The following is a 16302-nucleotide window of genomic DNA, read 5'->3' as shown; positions in this document are numbered from 1 at the left end:
GAGGCGCGGCTAGCCTATTTAGATGAACTCTGCTCTCAAGATCGTTCGCGTCATTCCGTATCCCTATCCGGCCGTGCAATTCGGCGGTCCGGTTCTTCAGTCGCACGCCGTCTGCTGCGAGTTGGCGCGGCGTGGTCACCAGGTCAAAGTGGTGACTTCGGATATGGGAATTGCGGACGATGTTCCGCGCGAATGTTGGGTCGAGCAGTCGGGATACCAGGTTTGGCACATGAAGTCGACTTGGTTCAGTCGCCAGCCCCCTTATCTGTTGCGCGGCGCCAATCGCCCCCTCTCAGAAGCATTGCGTGACGCCGACATCCTGCAACTGAACGTGGGGCTAACCCTTTTAAACGACTCGGCTCGTTTTTGGGCACAGCGAGAACAGGTCCCCTATGTTTACAACGCCGAGGGCGCCCTTTGCTCGAAGCGAATGAAAATCAAGTACCTACGAAAGTTGGCTTTTCGGCATTGGGTAGAACAGGGGATCGTCCTCCAAGCGGCCGCATGTCAGGCGGTGTCGCAGTACGAAGCCGAGACGCTGCGGTCCTGGCACGTGCCGGCCGAGAAGATTCATGTAATCCCCAATGGAATTGTGTTGCCTGAGCCGGCTGCGGTGGCTGAGCGACAAACGGCTCGCGCCCATTTTGGCTACGGCGACGACGAGTGCGTTTTTTTGTTTTTGGGACGATTGGATCGGCTGAAAGGAGTGGATCTGCTGCTCGACGCATTTCGGCGACTTGCCGGCGATCATCCTTCCGCACGGCTATTGATCGCTGGCCCCGATTTTGGTTGGGAAGCCAATTTGCGTCGCGACGTTGCAGCTGCGAAATTGGAGCATCAAGTTCAATTTGCCGGCACTTTGCACGACCAAGCAAAGCGTCAAGCGTTTCGCGCAGCCGACGTGTTCGCACTCAATTCGCATAGCGAAGGTCTGCCCAATGCCGTTATCGAGGGATTGGGGTACGGTCTGCCGATGGTCCTGTCACCCGATTGCAACCTGCCGGAAGTCGCGGATTTTGACGCAGGATTGATCACTCCCTTGGATGTGTCCCAGATTGAGATCGCACTCCGGAGAATGGCGACCGACGACGTAGAACGAAGTGAGTTTAGCCGCAATGCGCGCCGCTTAGCGGCCGAACGCTTTGAGATTCGCACCGTTGTCGATCAGCTCGAACTGCTCTATCGCCATGTGATTGAACAGGCTGCAATGTGCGGCGACTTGCCGATTAAATCGAGTGCGACTGACGCAGGAACAAAAGTCAATGCATCGTGCAGTGTGAGCGATTGATGAATTATGCTTTGACAAACGCGTATTGCCAGTCAGGCGAAACGAATGAGTAAGACCGTTCTCGTTACCGGCGGAGCAGGATTTATCGGTAGTTGCCTGGTGCGGCAATTGGTGCGGCAGGATAACGCGACGGTCATTAATCTTGACAAGCTGACCTACGCAGGCAATCGCGACTCTTTGGCTGAGTTGGAAGAGGATGCGCGACACATTCTGATCGAAGGAGATATTGGCGACGCCAACTTGGTGACCCGGTTACTAACCGAATATCAGCCGAGCGCCCTATTGAACCTGGCGGCCGAATCGCATGTCGATCGTTCGATCGATGGACCGGACGAGTTTGTCGCGACCAACGTCCTTGGCACGTTCACCCTATTGGAAGCGGCTCGTCGGTATTGGTGCGAACTTGGCGCCGAGCGGGCCGCTGAATTTCGCTTCTTGCAGGTTTCCACCGACGAGGTGTATGGTTCGCTCGGTAAAACCGGGCTGTTCACAGAAACAAGTCCGTATGCTCCCAACTCTCCTTATTCGGCGTCAAAAGCCTCGGCGGATCATTTGGTTCGCGCGTATTTTCGTACCTATGCAATGCCGACCTTAACAACCAACTGCTCGAACAATTATGGCCCGCGTCAGTTTCCCGAGAAGTTGATTCCGGTGATGATCTTGAATGCGTTGGAGGGAAAGCCGTTGCCGATCTATGGCGACGGACAGAATGTGCGGGATTGGCTGTTTGTTGAAGATCACTGCCGCGCCCTGCGCCGCGTGCTGCAGCTAGGGAGACCCGGCGAGGTCTATCACATCGGCGGGAACTGCGAGCGAACCAATCTAGAAATCGTCCAAGCGGTCTGTGCGGCGATGGACCAGCTTTGCCCTGACCTTGCTCATCGGCCTTGTGAAAAGTTAATCACGTTTGTCCAGGATCGACCCGGGCATGATCGACGATACGCAATTGACGCATCCAAGATAAGCTCTGAACTTCAGTGGAGCCCGCAAGAGACGTTCGAAACTGGATTGGAGAAAACCATTCAGTGGTATTTGGCCAACGAAATTTGGCTCCAGCGAATTGCGGCCCAAGGATATCGACGCGAGCGTCTTGGGTTGCGTGCGGATGCTCGGTCGACTGACGCCCAGTGAATACGCACGCGGCACAAAGCGAGTCTGTCCGTACGGGATGACTTTGTTCTGCGTTTGCCAATTGTGAGTTAAGCAGGCTGGGGACTTGGCGTTGGGCCGGAATTGCTTGGTTTCTTCAAGAAAACTTAACAGTTCGCCGCCGTAATCTTATGACCCCAAGATTACTTTTGATTGGCAGGGTGGAAGCTGCGGATCAATGCGCTTCCCAAGAAACCTGGCGTCGCATGGATCCCCTTCGAAAAGATGGCGTGATCTGGAAGACTGTTGGCGGCGTGGCTCTGCGTCTGTTTGGCGGATGCGAGCCGGGATACTTCCTCTTGGCTTCATGAGATTTTGCAATAGCAACGTGGATAGCTCTGACCAACTCCATTCGTATGACGTTTTCGATACTTTGATTACGCGAAGCGTGGGAACGCCGGCGGGCGTATTCTGCATGATTGCAGAACGATTGAAGGTGGAGCCAGAGTACAGCGATCTTGCAGACCAGTTTGTTGAGCAACGGATCCGCGCAGAGCGAATGTCTCGGCGGAATGCGTCCCATGGCGAAACGACGTTCGACGCGATCTATGAGCAACTCGCGATTTCGCTCGGTCTGACCTTGGATCGCTGCGAGCGCATGAAGGCGATGGAATTGAAAACCGAGTTAGATGTTTCCATTCCAATCATGTCGACGATCGCCGAGATCCGGTTGCTGCTTGAGCAAGGAATGCGCGTGGTTCTTATTTCCGACATGTATCATTCCGCGGACTTTATTCGATCCTTGCTGCATCAATGTTGTCCGGATATCGCAAGTCGCTGCAAGCTTTACGTCTCATCCGAGCACTTGAAGACCAAGGGGAGCGGCGCACTTTTTCATCATGTCAGCGAAGTTGAAAAGGCGCCTCTTTCCAGACTGTCTCATAGCGGTGATCATCCTCAAAGCGACGTGATGGTTCCTCGGCGAATCGGAGCCAGGGGAACGGTTCGTTCCGAAGGCGTGTTACGTAGTTGGGAGAAGCCCGCCGTTGAACGCTCGGTTCGTTGCCAAATTCTTTCCGGAAGAGCGCGTCAATACCGACTGCAGGGTAAGTCGCTTCAGGCACAGATCGGATATAGTATCGCGGCGCCGATCTTCGCCGGGTATGTAGCTTGGGTGCTTCGTGAAAGCGAAGCGGCCGGTATTGGTACCCTCGGATTCTTGGCGCGCGATGGTTATCTGCTCTCGCGAGTCGCCGAAAAACTACAGGAAGCTGGACTTGGTCAGGGTATCTCGATTGAATACGTCTATTCTTCACGTGCTGTCTGGAGACTTGCCGCGACAACCAGCGAGACCTATGAGTCGACGCTGAACTGGGCGCTATTAACGGAGAAGGAAACGACCGTCGAGGGAGTGATGACCCGTCTCGGTCTGACCTCGAGCGATCTGCCTTCGGCTGATCCCTTCGTGGTCGAAATGTCGAGAGCCGACGCTTGGCGTCTCGCCCCTCTTACTTCCAAGCGACAAGCGGCGCTGAAGCGGGTCTTGCTACGACAAGAGATGGCGGAAAAGTCGCTTGCGGCGGCGGCAAAGCAGCGGGATTTGCTGCTTCGTTACCTTCAGGACAAAGGAATGTTGAGTACGCAGCGAACCGGCATTGTCGATGTGGGTTGGAAAGGGAGTAGCCAAGCCGCACTGGCGAGGATACTTGGCGAAGATCGCCCCATAAATGGTTTTTATATTTGCCTGGCTTCCATGGGAAAGCGGGTTTCAGCGTCTCCCATGCAGGCCTTTTGCGGACCTCCGGATCAAGCGCACTTCAATGACGCTTGGATCGGCAAATGGGCGCCGATGGTAGAAATTCTCGCGACGGCGCCTCACGGAAGTTTGAACGAATACTCTGAGGACGAGCAGGGGAACGTGATTCCCGTCTTAGACGAGCAGGGACTCGCGATCACTGCTTGGGGCTATGATGACCTCGTGCAAGGTTGTCTCGACTCCGTTCGCGAAAATGGGGAATTGTTCCAACAGGAGAGTTTTCGCACGGACTCGATAGAAAGCCTTCGTCAATTTACCAATCTGCTTGAGTCACCTTGGTTGGACAAAGAGTTCGCGGAATGCATCGGGCGGTTTCCGTTCTCACCGGACTCTGGAAGCCGAACCGTCGGCGAGATTGGACCAATAATTTCGTTAAGAAATGCGGTGGCCTTTTTGTTCGGCAATCAAAGAACGCGCAATGAGATTACGATTTGGCCGAACGGCGCCGGAATCCGCAGCGGTCGCGCCGCAAGGTTGGTGCTGTCGGGAAATACGGCCGGTGGTCTCCATTCGTTGTTCCTTATTGCGAGAGGGCGGATCGACTTGCTTGTACCCCTTCCGATCAAGCGATATCTGATGCAAAAATTGCCGTTGCCGGTAATTCGATTCATCGAGCGACTGCTTCTGGGAAAGGTCGTCTCTGGGTGAAAGCTGGTTAGGTTTGCATTGGAAATGCCCTCATTTTTACGACGCAAGTTCTAGGGAGCGGCTTCATGCAGTCGGGGGCGCGATGTTGAATCGCTGATTCGAGAACTCGCTTCGCGTACTTCCCAATGATGAATTTTGAAAGAAGAGAATGTGATAATTTTCCGGTACGCAGATACGTAACAGATTTTCATGAGATGAGGATGAGACGGTGTTCCTGTCCGTTGACCGCGCGACAAGCGAGCCATAGAATTTTTGTTACCGTACTGCCCATGCCGCATCCCGAAACAGTCTCAGTAGGACTCACCAGAAATCGCAAGTGTGAGTTTTTTGTTAAGACTTCACGCCGCTTTTTTCGGGGAATGTTTGCAGATCTTCACCCGGTTGTTTTTTGTTCGTGATCGACAGAAGCGAACGTCTTTTGCTTCTTCCCTGTTGTCCTGAAATAAACGCCTTTGCATCAACGAATGACAAGCACTATTCCAGAAGTCAGTAGCATTGCGGATTCACCAGAAGCGAGAGGAACCGTTGCTTTCGCCGAACCGACTCTCGTGATTACGTCGGATGGATCGGGCAACAGGCTAAATCTGTGGGAACTTTGGCGCTATCGGCATGTGCTGCGGCACATGGTATTGCGGGATCTGTCGGTTCGCTATAAGGAAACCGTGGTTGGAGTTCTTTGGGCTATTCTTCAGCCGCTGGGAATGATGGTGATTTTCACGCTGGTTTTTGGCAGACGTGGCCAAGAGCTTCATTCAGGCGATATTCCGTACCCGGTCAGCGTATTCCTGGCGCTCAGCATCTGGCAGTTTGTCAGCGTCTCCATCTCGCGCGGCGCCGATTCGATTATCTCAAACGCCAGTATCATCTCGAAGATTTACTTCTGTCGATTGGTATTGCCGCTGACTCCCATTGTGGTGAACCTGGTCGATTTTACGATCCGGATCGGCTTGTTGGCGATTTTGATGCTGATCTTTGGAGTCGTACCTTCGATCAACGTATTACTCGCACCGCTTCTGGTTGTCATCATGATTCTGGTGACGACTTCGATCACCTTTTGGTTATCCGCACTGACCGCGGTCTACCGCGATGTTCAGCAGGTTGTCCCATTTATTGTTCAAGCCTGGTTTTTCCTGTCGCCGGTGTTTTATGACCCCGTCGATGTCATTCCTAAAGATTGGCTTTGGTTGTATTACCTGAACCCGATCGCGGGTCTGATCAGCGGCTTTCGGTGGGTGGTATTTGGTGACGGCTCCGCTCCTTGGACGGCGCTTGCGATCACAACCATTTCGTCAACTCTACTTTTTTTCTCCGGAACTTATGTTTTCCGAAGAGTGGAACGCAATGTCGTCGATATCCTTTGATCCGAAACCGCAGTCAACGCTGGCAGCCAACCGCGAACTCGTCGTCAAGGTCGAGGGCCTCGGCAAGCGATTCCGCTTCGATCAGTCTGGCCCTTATGAAAACATGGCCGATTTTACGAAGGGAATGCTGAAGTCTCTCCGGCAGCCGCTTGACCGTCTGCGCAGGAAGCAAGAAGCGGACGAGAAGAATTGGTTATGGGCCCTGAAAGACATCAACCTTGAGGTGCGTCGCGGCGAATTGTTGGGAATCGTCGGACACAACGGAGCGGGCAAGAGTACGTTCCTTAAGATCTTGTCCCAAGTTACGACTCCGACAGAGGGCCAGATCTCTGTTTGGGGCAACCTGGCCTGCCTGCTGGAGGTTGGGACTGGCTTCAACCCGATGCTGACTGGAAAGGAAAATATCTTCCTGAACGGCGTGATATTGGGAATGACGCACGCCCAGGTCATTCAGAAGTATGACCAGATTGTCGAGTTCTCGGATGTCGGCAAATTCATCGAGATGCCAGTCCGACGATATTCCTCAGGTATGAGAGCCAGGTTGGCCTTCTCCGTCGCGACGCACTTAGATCCCGACCTGCTCGTCGCCGACGAAGTCCTTGCGGTTGGCGACGCCCGATTTCGCGAGAAGTGCTTTGCTCGCATGAACGCCTCGGTCGCCAAAGGGCAGACGATCTTCTTTGTCAGCCACAGCGAAAACCTGATCCAAGAACATTGCACGCGAGCAGTCCTGTTGGATCATGGACGAATTATCCACGATGGCGCTCCCGGAGAAGTTTTGGAGAAGTATCGAGAGATATCGAGGAACTAGACCGATTCGGGGTGGAATCGGTCGACGCGGACTCTCGAGAAGGAGATGGATTGGAGGCGCGTTCTTCCTTTGGTGAATCGCCAGGTCTCTGATTGCTCAAAGCCTCGTTTACTCCTTTGTATTAGCAATCGGTAAATATTGCACGAAGATTTGTAGCGATTTCTTGGAAGGACTTTCGTCCCTTGATTCGGCAAGTTACCATCACCCAACGATCGCCATGTCATCGTTCTACGATGTGAGGGCCGATGCTGAAATATTTAAGGGGCGAAGGCGAGAATTCGCCGTTAATGACATGAGCGTAGTCGAATCCACCAATCGTTTTCTCGATGGCGTTCAGAATGTGGTTATGAGCAATCTCGCCGAGATCTTGGCTCTGCGACATCGGCGACAAAAAAAAAGTGATGACAGCTTCGTCACTGACGGTGATCTCTTTGTCCAGGATCTGGTTCAGGATCAAATGCGTTTGACGCTTCCTGACCAAACCAGGCTGATATCTGAAGAGCTTGCGCACTCGCAGCCGTTGACCGCTGAAATGGCGACAATCGTTTTGGATCCGATCGATGGAACCGAAAACTTTACCGCCGGATTGCCGGAGTGGGGAGTTTCCATTGCATGTTTCTCCCGCGGGAAGCATGTAGCGTCGATGCTGGCTTGTCCAGAAATGAATTCATGGATTCGTACCGGCGACGATATTCCTAAGTTCGAATCTCGGATTCGAGGTTACTCTTCGTCGATACCATTGCAGCTTCTGACGGAGGTCGTCACCGGCGCCGAATACCGTGTTCTCGGTTGCTGCGTCTATAACATGTTGAATGTGATACGTGGGTCATTTTTCTCATTTGAGAATCCCAAAGGGGCCAACAGCTGGGATATCCTTGCCGGCTTGAATTTAGCCCTGGAACATGGTTTATCGGTTTTTGTCGAAGGGGAGCCCTATGCTGGCGAATTTCTCCCACCAACTAGAAAATATCGCTTCCTCATTCGACAGCGATGATATCTTTATCATTGGTAAAGGACCGAGCATTGATGAGTTGCAGGATGCGCCGCTGAATGCAGGCATTACAATCAACCTGAACGATTCCGAGCAAATACTGCCGGGGCAGATCGGGATCCTGAGTGCTTCTTGGGTCAAAGAGAGTCTCACCGAGGTTGGATTCGGCTGTCAGTTCTATCTTTCTGGGCGTTCCTTGCCGGACCATGTACCGCACATGGTCTTGCCGACGCTTCCTGCTGAACTCGACCAGGAAGAATTGACGGTCCATCGCCTCCGTGTTCCGGTGTTGTGGGATGAGCCTCTCGTCCTGCTTACCGCATTGAAAGTTTGCCAGCAACTTGCGCAACTGCGCGGACGCCCCCAAAACGTCTATCTATTGGGGCTCGACTTTTCGACACGCTCAGGCGGGCTAAGCGCAAAAGTCGAACGCGATTTTGCCGGCGCATCGCTCGATGAACGAGAGGTGAATGTCCATGCTCAGGAGCATCATTTCCGCCAATTTCAGCGTGTATTTGAAGACCGCAGCGAATTAAGACTCATCCACGTCGGACATCGTGACATCAGCAGTTTGACTCCAGGAGCCTTTCTGAACCGGCTTTATCCTGGTCGATACACGGCGCCGGCGACAGATCCCCATCATGTGCTTGTCGTCGCGGAATTGACAAATAACCACCTGGGATCCGCAAGTCGTCTCGTCGAGTTAGTCGAACGCTCGAAGGCTGCCGGCGCAGATTATGTCAAAGTGCAAAAGCGAGATGTTGATAATTTCTACAGCCCAGAACAGTTGAAAAGCCGGTACTGGTCTCCTTTTGGTTCTACGCTTGGCGATTATCGAAGAGGGGTGGAACTCAATGACGAACTCTTGGATTTGCTGGAAGAGACTTGTCGCCGCTGTCAGATCGGCTGGTTTTGCTCCGTGCTGGACTTCGCCTCGTTCGAAGCGATTCAACGCTTCAATCCAAGCTTAATTAAGATCCCGTCGACGATTTCGGAACACGAAGAATTCCATGCACAGATTGCCGAATGCTATGACGGCCCAGTCGTCGTATCGACAGGCGCGACAGAGGCTGAGTATGTCGAGTATGTGCTCGATACCTTCCGGAGAAACAGTGAGATCTATCTGCTTCATTGCGTCTCGGCTTACCCCGCTCCCCGAGAATCATGCAACATCTCGATCGTCCACGAATACAGCGAACTCAGTAAGCAGGATCCACGCATATTTTCCGGCTATTCTAGCCACGACCTCGGTTCTCTCGCCTCGATGATGGCTGTCGCCAATGGTGCGAGAATGATCGAAAAGCATGTGAAACTAGGAGACGTCGACTGGGTCCACTTTGACAAAGTAGCGGTCGACCTGAGAACCGATGAATTCACGAACTATGTTCGTGATATTCGTCTTGCTCGAGAAGTGCTCGGTGATTCCCAGAAGCGGGTTCTTAGCTGCGAACATCACAAATATCCAGCATTGAAGACGAAATCCCATGTCTAGGACTCTCTTCGCAGTCATTCCCGTACGAAGTGGATCGATTCGCATTCCACACAAGAATACGCGCCCCTTTTGCGGGAGCAGTCTCCTGGAAGTTCGCGTTCGGCAGATGCTGAATGTCCAGGGATTGGATGGGGTGTGCGTCAGCTCGAATGATCCAGAGATGCTTGAGATTGCCAAAACGCTTGGCGCCAAGGTCCACGCTCGTGATCCTTATTACGCTACCGACACGATTCCCATGAGCGAAGTGTACGCCCACATGGCTCGAGAAATTGAATGCGACGACATTCTTCATACCACCGTGACTTCCCCCTTGGTCACCACCACATCTTACGAGCACGCTATTCGTCTGTACCGAGATCTTCCTGATGGATATGACTCCTTGACCACCGTCGCTGACGTCAAAGAGTTTTTGCTTCGGGATGGAGTTCCGCTTAACTACGACAATCAGAGCATTCCACGTTCGCAAGACTTGCCCGACATCACGCGTCTGACCTTTGCCGCTTCTATCTTGCCGCGCGAAATGATGGTGAAGAATAAAAGCAACCTGGGGCTCCATCCGTACCTGTTAAAGCTAAGCCATTTAGAGTCTCTCGATATCGATACTCCACTCGACTTTTTGATTGCCGAATGGCTGTTTCAAAAAACGGTGATAGAAAAGCAATCGATGAGCGATTTGTTGGAGTGACTGCCGATTTGTCGATCGTTTTTGGACACGGAAAGCGTCGCTAAGCAATTTCGGGATTCAGATAAGGAAGTTGCAATATGTCGAGAGTGGTCGTCACCCTGCTTTCTCCATTCAATGACCTAGAAGTCGACTTTTTTGTGCGATCACAATCGAAGCTCCGGGCAATGGGGCATGAATTGGTCTTCCTGACCGGCCTCAAGATCCCAAAGCTCTTGGAGTCATCCATTCGGATCGTGGGTGATTACAAGAGTTGGGAGCAAGTTTATCGTGTGCCTGCCTCCCAGTATCAGGAAGGTATCGAAAACATTGATGTTCCCCTCTGGCATCGACGGGTTAAGCATTCATCAGGATGCTTGGATGGCAGTGGTAACCACGAAGAGACTCTATCTATCTTGGCCGGCGTATCCAAGGCGATGCTGGAAGCCTTGGAGCCAGGACTTGTCGTAGGATGGAGTCCCATCATACCTTCAACCGGGGTATTGTGTGCTGTCGCATCTCAAATGGGAATTCCCGTTTCGGCAATGGAGCGGGGGATGTTTCCTGAGACGCTAAATTTCGATGAAAAAATCCGGGGTATCCGCAATTCGATGGTGGAGAATTCCTCTGAAGAAGTAATTCAGGCGCTCGACGACGTCAGTTATATTCAATATGGCCAAAGCTTCTTAAAAAGCACTTACGAAGAAGCGGAGTTTACACGTTGGAAAAAGCTGGAAAACGCAGGTGTCCCGCCTGCTCTTGTGGATTGCAAGGGGCCTCGCGTTCTCGTTCTAGGCGCACATGACATCGCCTGTGGATTTAGCCCACACGACCCAGAGCGTTTGGCGCTACTTCCGGGATTTGAGTCTGGCTTTGAATTAGCGAAACAAGTTAGTCGCAGCCACCAAGGAATCACCGTTTTCAAACCTCATCCAGTAAAGATGTGGAATCGAAAGGACGCATTCGACAGCAGCGGGGAAGACAGGCTCTACGTTGTTGGTGAAGGAGCAGCCAAGGATCTGATTCGATGGGCGGATGTGGTTGTCTGCTATGGCACCTCTCTGGAGTATGCCGCTCTGGCGCTCGACCGCCCACTTGTCCTCTCGGGCAAGTCCGCACTCTATGGAAAGGGAATCGCGTACGAAGCGCTCTATTCCGAAGAGTTGCCGAGCGCGATCGATGCAGCAATCAATCGAAATGATTTCGAGAATCGAAAACGGCGACTCGAAGGCTTTTGCGGTTATCTCATGCAAGAATACCTATTACCCTTGAAAGATGAGGACCTGCGTGAAGCGGCGGCGACGCGTTGGTGTCAACAACTCGCAGATCGCGTCGCAGACAGAAAGCCTACACGCGAATTTTCGCAGGTTCGTAGTGAGTTCGTCGATCAGAGGCGACTGTTTTGGATCGAGTTAACCAATTCAATCTATCAGTGGCTAGGTCGTCACCCAGTTCTGTTAGAGTCGGTTCGATCTGCAAATGGCGTTTTCTCGCGAGTTGCGAAAATCGCCGCCAGACCATTTACAAGAGCAGGCGTAGCGCAAAATCCGCAACAAGCGTAGCTAAGGGGATTGTCTCGCTGCGGCTCGTCCGATCGTCCGAGGCATTCATCGTTTTGCTCCCAACATGGTGGATCGCCTACACCAACAGTTCGTCCGACGGCTTACCAGTTAACCTTTTCAACTCCATTTCTAAAAGCGGCAGATCGGCTCCAATGCCCAGAATTGTCATCAGTTGTCTGGCGCCGTTAAAGCCGCAGGAAGTCCGTTTTCTTCAAGTAGTACGAAGCGTGCTTACGGATCACGGCTACGAGTTTGTTTTGTTCTCGCTGTTTCCTTACCCAGAATTGGCGGACTCGATCCTTCGAATGCCCAGTGGAGTCAGAAACTGGGAGCGAGTTTATCGGTTTCAAGAAGATCAAGCAGATCAGGCGCTGCCCTATCTGGACCAAGAGATGTGGCTTCAGCGACTGAAAACCGTGGATGCAGCGCCGCATGGGCAATCCGATTGCCTTCCCTTGCTTCGCAATCTTGCCAGCGTCTCTTGGCAATTATTGCATTCGTTGCAACCCAGCGTGTTTGTCTCTTGGAATCCTGCCGATCCGACGACTGGAATTATGCATCAAATGGCGTCTCGACTCGGAATCCCCGTTTCCGCGTTCGAACGAGGATTGTTGCCTGGGACTTTCAACATCGACCCGAAAGTCGCTGGTGTTCATACATCGCTTGTGGATCGAACCTGGGAGGATCTTTGTCCCCCCTCGAAAATCGAAACGTTTCAGAAAACGGGCGAGTCCGTCCGCCAGGCGTTTGTTTCTCAGGACTTCAATCGATGGCCACAGGTCGTTTCTGACGAGACGATCGAATATTTACAGGACAAAGCGATTCCGTCGGAACCCAAAGTGCTCGTCTTGGGATGTTTTGATACGGTTTGTGGGATTTCGGCAAGTGACCCGGAGCGAGAACAAGCTTTGCCAGGCTACGAATCGGGTTACCAACTAGCATGCATGGTTTCTCGCAAGCACCACGGAACGACGGTCTACAAACCCCATCCGCATATGCGTTCGTACTACGCCTCGTACGATACGAGAGGAGAAAGAAACCTGGTCATTGGGACTGGGGATATTACTCCCTATTGGGAATGGGCGGATGTCGTCGTGAGCTACGGCACCACTTTGGAATATGTCGCTTTGGCGCGAGATCTCCCCGTAGTTTTAGCCGGCAGAAGTTCACTATTGGGGAAAGGCATAGCATATGAAGCGCTGGAGTCTGATGATCTTTCGACTCAAATCAGAGCAGCATTCCGAAGGGAAGACGCCCAAGCTCGGAGAAATCGCTTTCTAGCCTTTTCAGGATTTCTTGCCGACGAATACTTGGTGCAAACGGATACGGAAGAAACACGCCGCAGCGGTGCGGAACGCTGGTTTTCGGAGTTGCAAAGATCGGCGCTTTCCGTCGAACCAGACAAACCGCTTGCGGAAGTCCGTCGCCAAATCCTCAATTCCCGCAAACTAAAGTCGGTCGACTTACGGCAGCGGATCTACTCCGAAGTGGCCAAGCGGCCTATGTTGCGAGAAATGGCTCAGATGACGATCGCAATGCTCAATCGTCTCCAAAATTTGCGATTACCAAGCCTGAAATAGGGCTCGGCTTGATACGGGCGAAAATGATCGGTAGTCGCCGCGCATTTGGAACTTAATAATCTCGAGCAATAAACAGTCTTATCGGCGGCAATGAGTACTTCGTTTATCGCGACGATAGTGAGGAACTCTGCGACGAAATTGGCTTGCTGAAAGGCCACAAAGGAGCAACTTTACTGCGATTCTTCCAGCGCGTAGCACATTGGTAGCACAACGCGCCAAGTTCAATCTGCGCACAAAAAAACCTCCCGTAACTCGTTGCTACGAAAGGCTTTGCAGTCGGGGTAACAGGATTCGAACCTGCGACCTTTTGACCCCCAGTCAAACGCGCTAACCAGGCTGCGCTATACCCCGATGTCGTCGTAAGCTATTTATTTGTAGGCATTTACGCCTATTTAGGTGTTGGGACCTTTTGAGGCAAATTCTTTTGTTGGGACCCTTACAGGGTCCCAAGTTTACTCCTCTTTTCTTGGTGAGATCGTAACCAATAGGGAAGCGTTCCGAAAGGGGGTGAGGTGAGTGATAACCGCCAATCGTTCCCATGCATGTCGCAACAGGCACCATCCACGATTTCCAAATTCATGGATTCGATTATTGCGAAGAGTTGTCAACGAAGTGTGTATTTGTGGTGTACCCGTTTCGGGTAAGTCCAAAACCTCCGAAGTAGCGATCTAGCCCTCATATTTAGTCTATTCTCAGGAAAAAGCTTGCCGTCTTTTCGTTTGGGTGTAGAATTGGTGTATTCAAAGTGTATTTATTTCGACAATAATGGAGTAAGCCATGTTGAAGTCAGTCACCGATGTAAATCCCAATCCACTCGCATTCGACGACCTCGCAAATATCCTGGCAACCGTGTCGGTTCAGTTCGGAGAGAACAACGGAGACATGTCCCAGGTTGTGATTGAGTACAAGCGGTTATTCAATCAAGCCATGGGTGTGCCGCCCAACTACAACGAAGTCACGGAATTGACGGGTGAAGGGAAATCCGCAAACGACCAAAACGCCGGTCGTGGAGCGTGGCTTTTGCGAAATATTGCCAGTGTTGATGTTCAAGCCGTCCATTCGGAAGTCAGCATTCCACTGTTGAGTTTCCTGGCGAGCAAACTGCAGTGCGAAATGGTGGCGGAGGATGAGTTGCAGGCACGGCTACATAGTCTCAACAAGAGCGGAAAACGTTTGCCAAAACTTGGGATTCTAGGAATTCAAGATCGGTCAGTGGTTGTTGTGCAGGCAATATCTTCATCAAATTTGGCGCCTTCAAGAGACCTGTTCCGCTTGCGAATTTTTGATGATCCCGTGCTCAAAGGAACGTCGCTACGAGCATTGCATATCGGTTACTGGTCTGTGAAATCGGCATTTCCGAAATTGGATGTGAAGCCGTGGGTTCTCGTGACGCACAAGGATCGCCCAGAGAATTTCGAGTTGTATCAACCGCGTATTAATAAAGGGATGGCTGACTCGGTTGTTTTGACAAAGGACTTGGTGGTGGACGCATCGTATCGCTACCAGCATCAGATTGATGAAAACCGAGATGCGCTTTGGCAGTTGTCAAAAAAATTGGATAACCCGCTATTTGAGGGACTTCCTCCATGTCGGGGAGGACGCACGCTAGGAACTTTGGCAGCAATTGCGCAGCGTCAGCTCGAAAGTTCAGACCTCATTGAGTGGAAAGAATGTGAAGTAGGCGAACTTTATCGGCGAACGTTCGATTACCACGTTTCGAGAGACAAAATTCGTCACGATATCGATGATCGCTTGATCTCGCAGTGGTTCATGAAGCCACGCGAAAGTATTCGTTATCTCACACTGTTTGGTTTATCTCGGTATCTCTACTGCTTGGCAAAATACACTACATGTGGCATTAGTGATCCGGATGAGGTTTTGGAGCAATGTATTCAGCATTGCGCCAAAATTAGAGCTTTATACAACTAATTGATTTTAAGGGAAAAGTTATGAGCAGCACTCGTCTAAACATTAAGTTCAATGATCGCCAACAGAAGTCGCTTGAGCAAATGGCGGAGGAACTTGACACGACAAAAGCGGGCGTTTTACGAACAGCGCTTTCACTGCTCGAAGTGGCAATTAAGGAACGTAGAGTCGGAAATCAAATTAGCGTCACAAAGGACAATGAAGTTGTTAAAGAAATCATTGGACTCGACTGAAATGACTGATGTCCCAGAATCGAACAAAACTGAAGATAAGCAACCAAAGTCGGTCGCGAGTGATTTGGCTCGGCATCCCTCAATTGACCTACGTAGGTCAAGCAACTGGCAGGAACAGCCCGAGGTTACATTTGACCAATCCGCAACTCTTCATATTGCTAGATGGGTCATGGTCATTTTTGGCGGTGTGTACGTCCTGAGTTTCGTACTTGGCTTCGCTGGAATTTTCGTTGAAGGAGCGACATTCGACAAATTGATAGAGTTTGCAAAGCTGATGATCACTAGTGTAATGCCGATTGCGACTCTCGCAGTCGGCTATTACTTGGGGCAGAGTTCGAGAGCCTCTGAGTAGTCAGAAATAAGGGTCGAATTGGGCTAGTGCACTTTGGTTATCTGAGCGTTTGCCAGTGGTCGGAATCGACCGAAATACCCAAAGAAGTTGGGACCTTTGAGGCAAAATTGGGGCTCGCGGGGTCCCAAAAATGCTTGTCAAATAACGACTTACGTCGTGTAATCGCGCCCCCAGTCAAACGCGCTAACCAGGCTGCGCTATACCCCGATGTCGTCTAAAGATATTGACGAAACCGGCAATTTACACCGGCTTAAAAACTCTGACAAGGCCGGACCGGGGTGGTTCGGGGATCGGCCGCGAAAATGAGTTGCAAATCTCCTAGATTGTGGGGAATCTTGGGTTGTGAGGACGAAAAAAGGGGCGGTTGTGTGAAAATAGTTGCCCTGGAATGCGGTACGTCGTTGTTGGCTCCATGTGTTCGCAAGTCAAAATCGCCGTTGCTTGGGCGGCGCGGCCCATCTACTCAACGGCGTAAAATCGATTGATACTCTG

12 protein-coding genes and 1 tRNA gene are annotated in these 16302 nt (G+C 51.7%); 12 read left to right on the top strand and 1 reads right to left on the bottom strand.

Features of this window, described 5'->3' with window-relative positions; all coding sequences use genetic code 11:
* The first annotated feature begins 22 nt into the window (after positions 1-22).
* The 10 genes from M4951_RS14375 to M4951_RS14330 all read left to right on the top strand — a co-directional run bounded on the left by M4951_RS14375 (position 23) and on the right by M4951_RS14330 (position 13299).
* Positions 23-1288, top strand: coding sequence for a glycosyltransferase (locus M4951_RS14375; protein WP_262022346.1), 1266 nt, complete (start codon positions 23-25; stop codon positions 1286-1288).
* Between the two features lie 45 nt (positions 1289-1333).
* On the top strand, positions 1334-2419 hold the full coding sequence (gene rfbB / locus M4951_RS14370) for a dTDP-glucose 4,6-dehydratase (protein WP_262022345.1): 1086 nt from the start codon (positions 1334-1336) through the stop codon (positions 2417-2419).
* Between the two features lie 433 nt (positions 2420-2852).
* The gene (locus M4951_RS14365) at positions 2853-4841 is read left to right on the top strand and encodes a hypothetical protein (protein ID WP_262022344.1); all 1989 of its coding nucleotides are present in this window, start codon (positions 2853-2855) and stop codon (positions 4839-4841) included.
* Between the two features lie 464 nt (positions 4842-5305).
* Positions 5306-6202: an ABC transporter permease gene (locus M4951_RS14360; RefSeq protein ID WP_262022343.1), complete on the top strand. Its 897-nt coding sequence runs from the start codon at positions 5306-5308 to the stop codon at positions 6200-6202.
* On the top strand, positions 6183-7013 hold the full coding sequence (locus M4951_RS14355) for an ABC transporter ATP-binding protein (RefSeq protein ID WP_262022342.1): 831 nt from the start codon (positions 6183-6185) through the stop codon (positions 7011-7013). The genes M4951_RS14360 and M4951_RS14355 overlap by 20 nt, the downstream gene beginning before the upstream one ends.
* A gap of 217 nt (positions 7014-7230) precedes the next feature.
* Positions 7231-8007, top strand: coding sequence for an inositol monophosphatase family protein (locus tag M4951_RS14350; RefSeq protein WP_262022341.1), 777 nt, complete (start codon positions 7231-7233; stop codon positions 8005-8007).
* Positions 7949-9496, top strand: coding sequence for an N-acetylneuraminate synthase family protein (locus M4951_RS14345; protein ID WP_262022340.1), 1548 nt, complete (start codon positions 7949-7951; stop codon positions 9494-9496). Before M4951_RS14350 ends, M4951_RS14345 begins: the two co-directional genes overlap by 59 nt.
* Positions 9489-10181 (top strand): cytidylyltransferase domain-containing protein, encoded by a 693-nt coding sequence (locus M4951_RS14340; RefSeq protein ID WP_262022339.1) that lies wholly within the window; start codon positions 9489-9491, stop codon positions 10179-10181. The genes M4951_RS14345 and M4951_RS14340 overlap by 8 nt, the downstream gene beginning before the upstream one ends.
* Before the next feature lie 77 nt (positions 10182-10258).
* Positions 10259-11719 (top strand): hypothetical protein, encoded by a 1461-nt coding sequence (locus M4951_RS14335; RefSeq protein WP_262022338.1) that lies wholly within the window; start codon positions 10259-10261, stop codon positions 11717-11719.
* Positions 11720-11772: 53 nt separating this feature from the next.
* A complete protein-coding gene (locus M4951_RS14330; protein ID WP_262022337.1) occupies positions 11773-13299 on the top strand; it encodes a hypothetical protein in 1527 nt (508 codons plus the stop codon).
* 276 nt (positions 13300-13575) lie between these two features.
* Here M4951_RS14330 and M4951_RS14325 read toward each other — a convergent pair.
* Positions 13576-13650: transfer RNA gene (locus M4951_RS14325), tRNA-Pro, on the bottom strand.
* 426 nt (positions 13651-14076) lie between these two features.
* Here M4951_RS14325 and M4951_RS14320 point away from each other — a divergent pair.
* Both M4951_RS14320 and M4951_RS14315 read left to right on the top strand, forming a co-directional pair.
* The gene (locus M4951_RS14320; RefSeq protein WP_262022336.1) at positions 14077-15228 is read left to right on the top strand and encodes a hypothetical protein; all 1152 of its coding nucleotides are present in this window, start codon (positions 14077-14079) and stop codon (positions 15226-15228) included.
* A gap of 20 nt (positions 15229-15248) precedes the next feature.
* A complete protein-coding gene (locus tag M4951_RS14315; RefSeq protein WP_262022335.1) occupies positions 15249-15458 on the top strand; it encodes a hypothetical protein in 210 nt (69 codons plus the stop codon).
* The last annotated feature ends 844 nt before the right edge of the window (positions 15459-16302 follow it).

This window comes from Blastopirellula sp. J2-11, from assembly GCF_024584705.1.
Taxonomy (GTDB): domain Bacteria; phylum Planctomycetota; class Planctomycetia; order Pirellulales; family Pirellulaceae; genus Blastopirellula.
The sequence above is the reverse complement of the archived record's forward strand: the minus strand, read 5'-3'. Positions and strand labels throughout refer to the sequence as shown.

Bases quoted from the DNA above. Each gene is read 5' to 3' on its own strand.
- M4951_RS14375 (WP_262022346.1), top strand. From the start codon at position 23: ATGAACTCTGCTCTCAAGATCGTTCGCGTCATTCCGTATCCCTATCCG.
- rfbB (WP_262022345.1), top strand. From the start codon at position 1,334: ATGAGTAAGACCGTTCTCGTTACCGGCGGAGCAGGATTTATCGGTAGT.
- M4951_RS14365 (WP_262022344.1), top strand. From the start codon at position 2,853: ATGATTGCAGAACGATTGAAGGTGGAGCCAGAGTACAGCGATCTTGCA.
- M4951_RS14360 (WP_262022343.1), top strand. From the start codon at position 5,306: ATGACAAGCACTATTCCAGAAGTCAGTAGCATTGCGGATTCACCAGAA.
- M4951_RS14355 (WP_262022342.1), top strand. From the start codon at position 6,183: ATGTCGTCGATATCCTTTGATCCGAAACCGCAGTCAACGCTGGCAGCC.
- M4951_RS14350 (WP_262022341.1), top strand. From the start codon at position 7,231: ATGTCATCGTTCTACGATGTGAGGGCCGATGCTGAAATATTTAAGGGG.
- M4951_RS14345 (WP_262022340.1), top strand. From the start codon at position 7,949: ATGCTGGCGAATTTCTCCCACCAACTAGAAAATATCGCTTCCTCATTC.
- M4951_RS14340 (WP_262022339.1), top strand. From the start codon at position 9,489: ATGTCTAGGACTCTCTTCGCAGTCATTCCCGTACGAAGTGGATCGATT.
- M4951_RS14335 (WP_262022338.1), top strand. From the start codon at position 10,259: ATGTCGAGAGTGGTCGTCACCCTGCTTTCTCCATTCAATGACCTAGAA.
- M4951_RS14320 (WP_262022336.1), top strand. From the start codon at position 14,077: ATGTTGAAGTCAGTCACCGATGTAAATCCCAATCCACTCGCATTCGAC.
- M4951_RS14315 (WP_262022335.1), top strand. From the start codon at position 15,249: ATGAGCAGCACTCGTCTAAACATTAAGTTCAATGATCGCCAACAGAAG.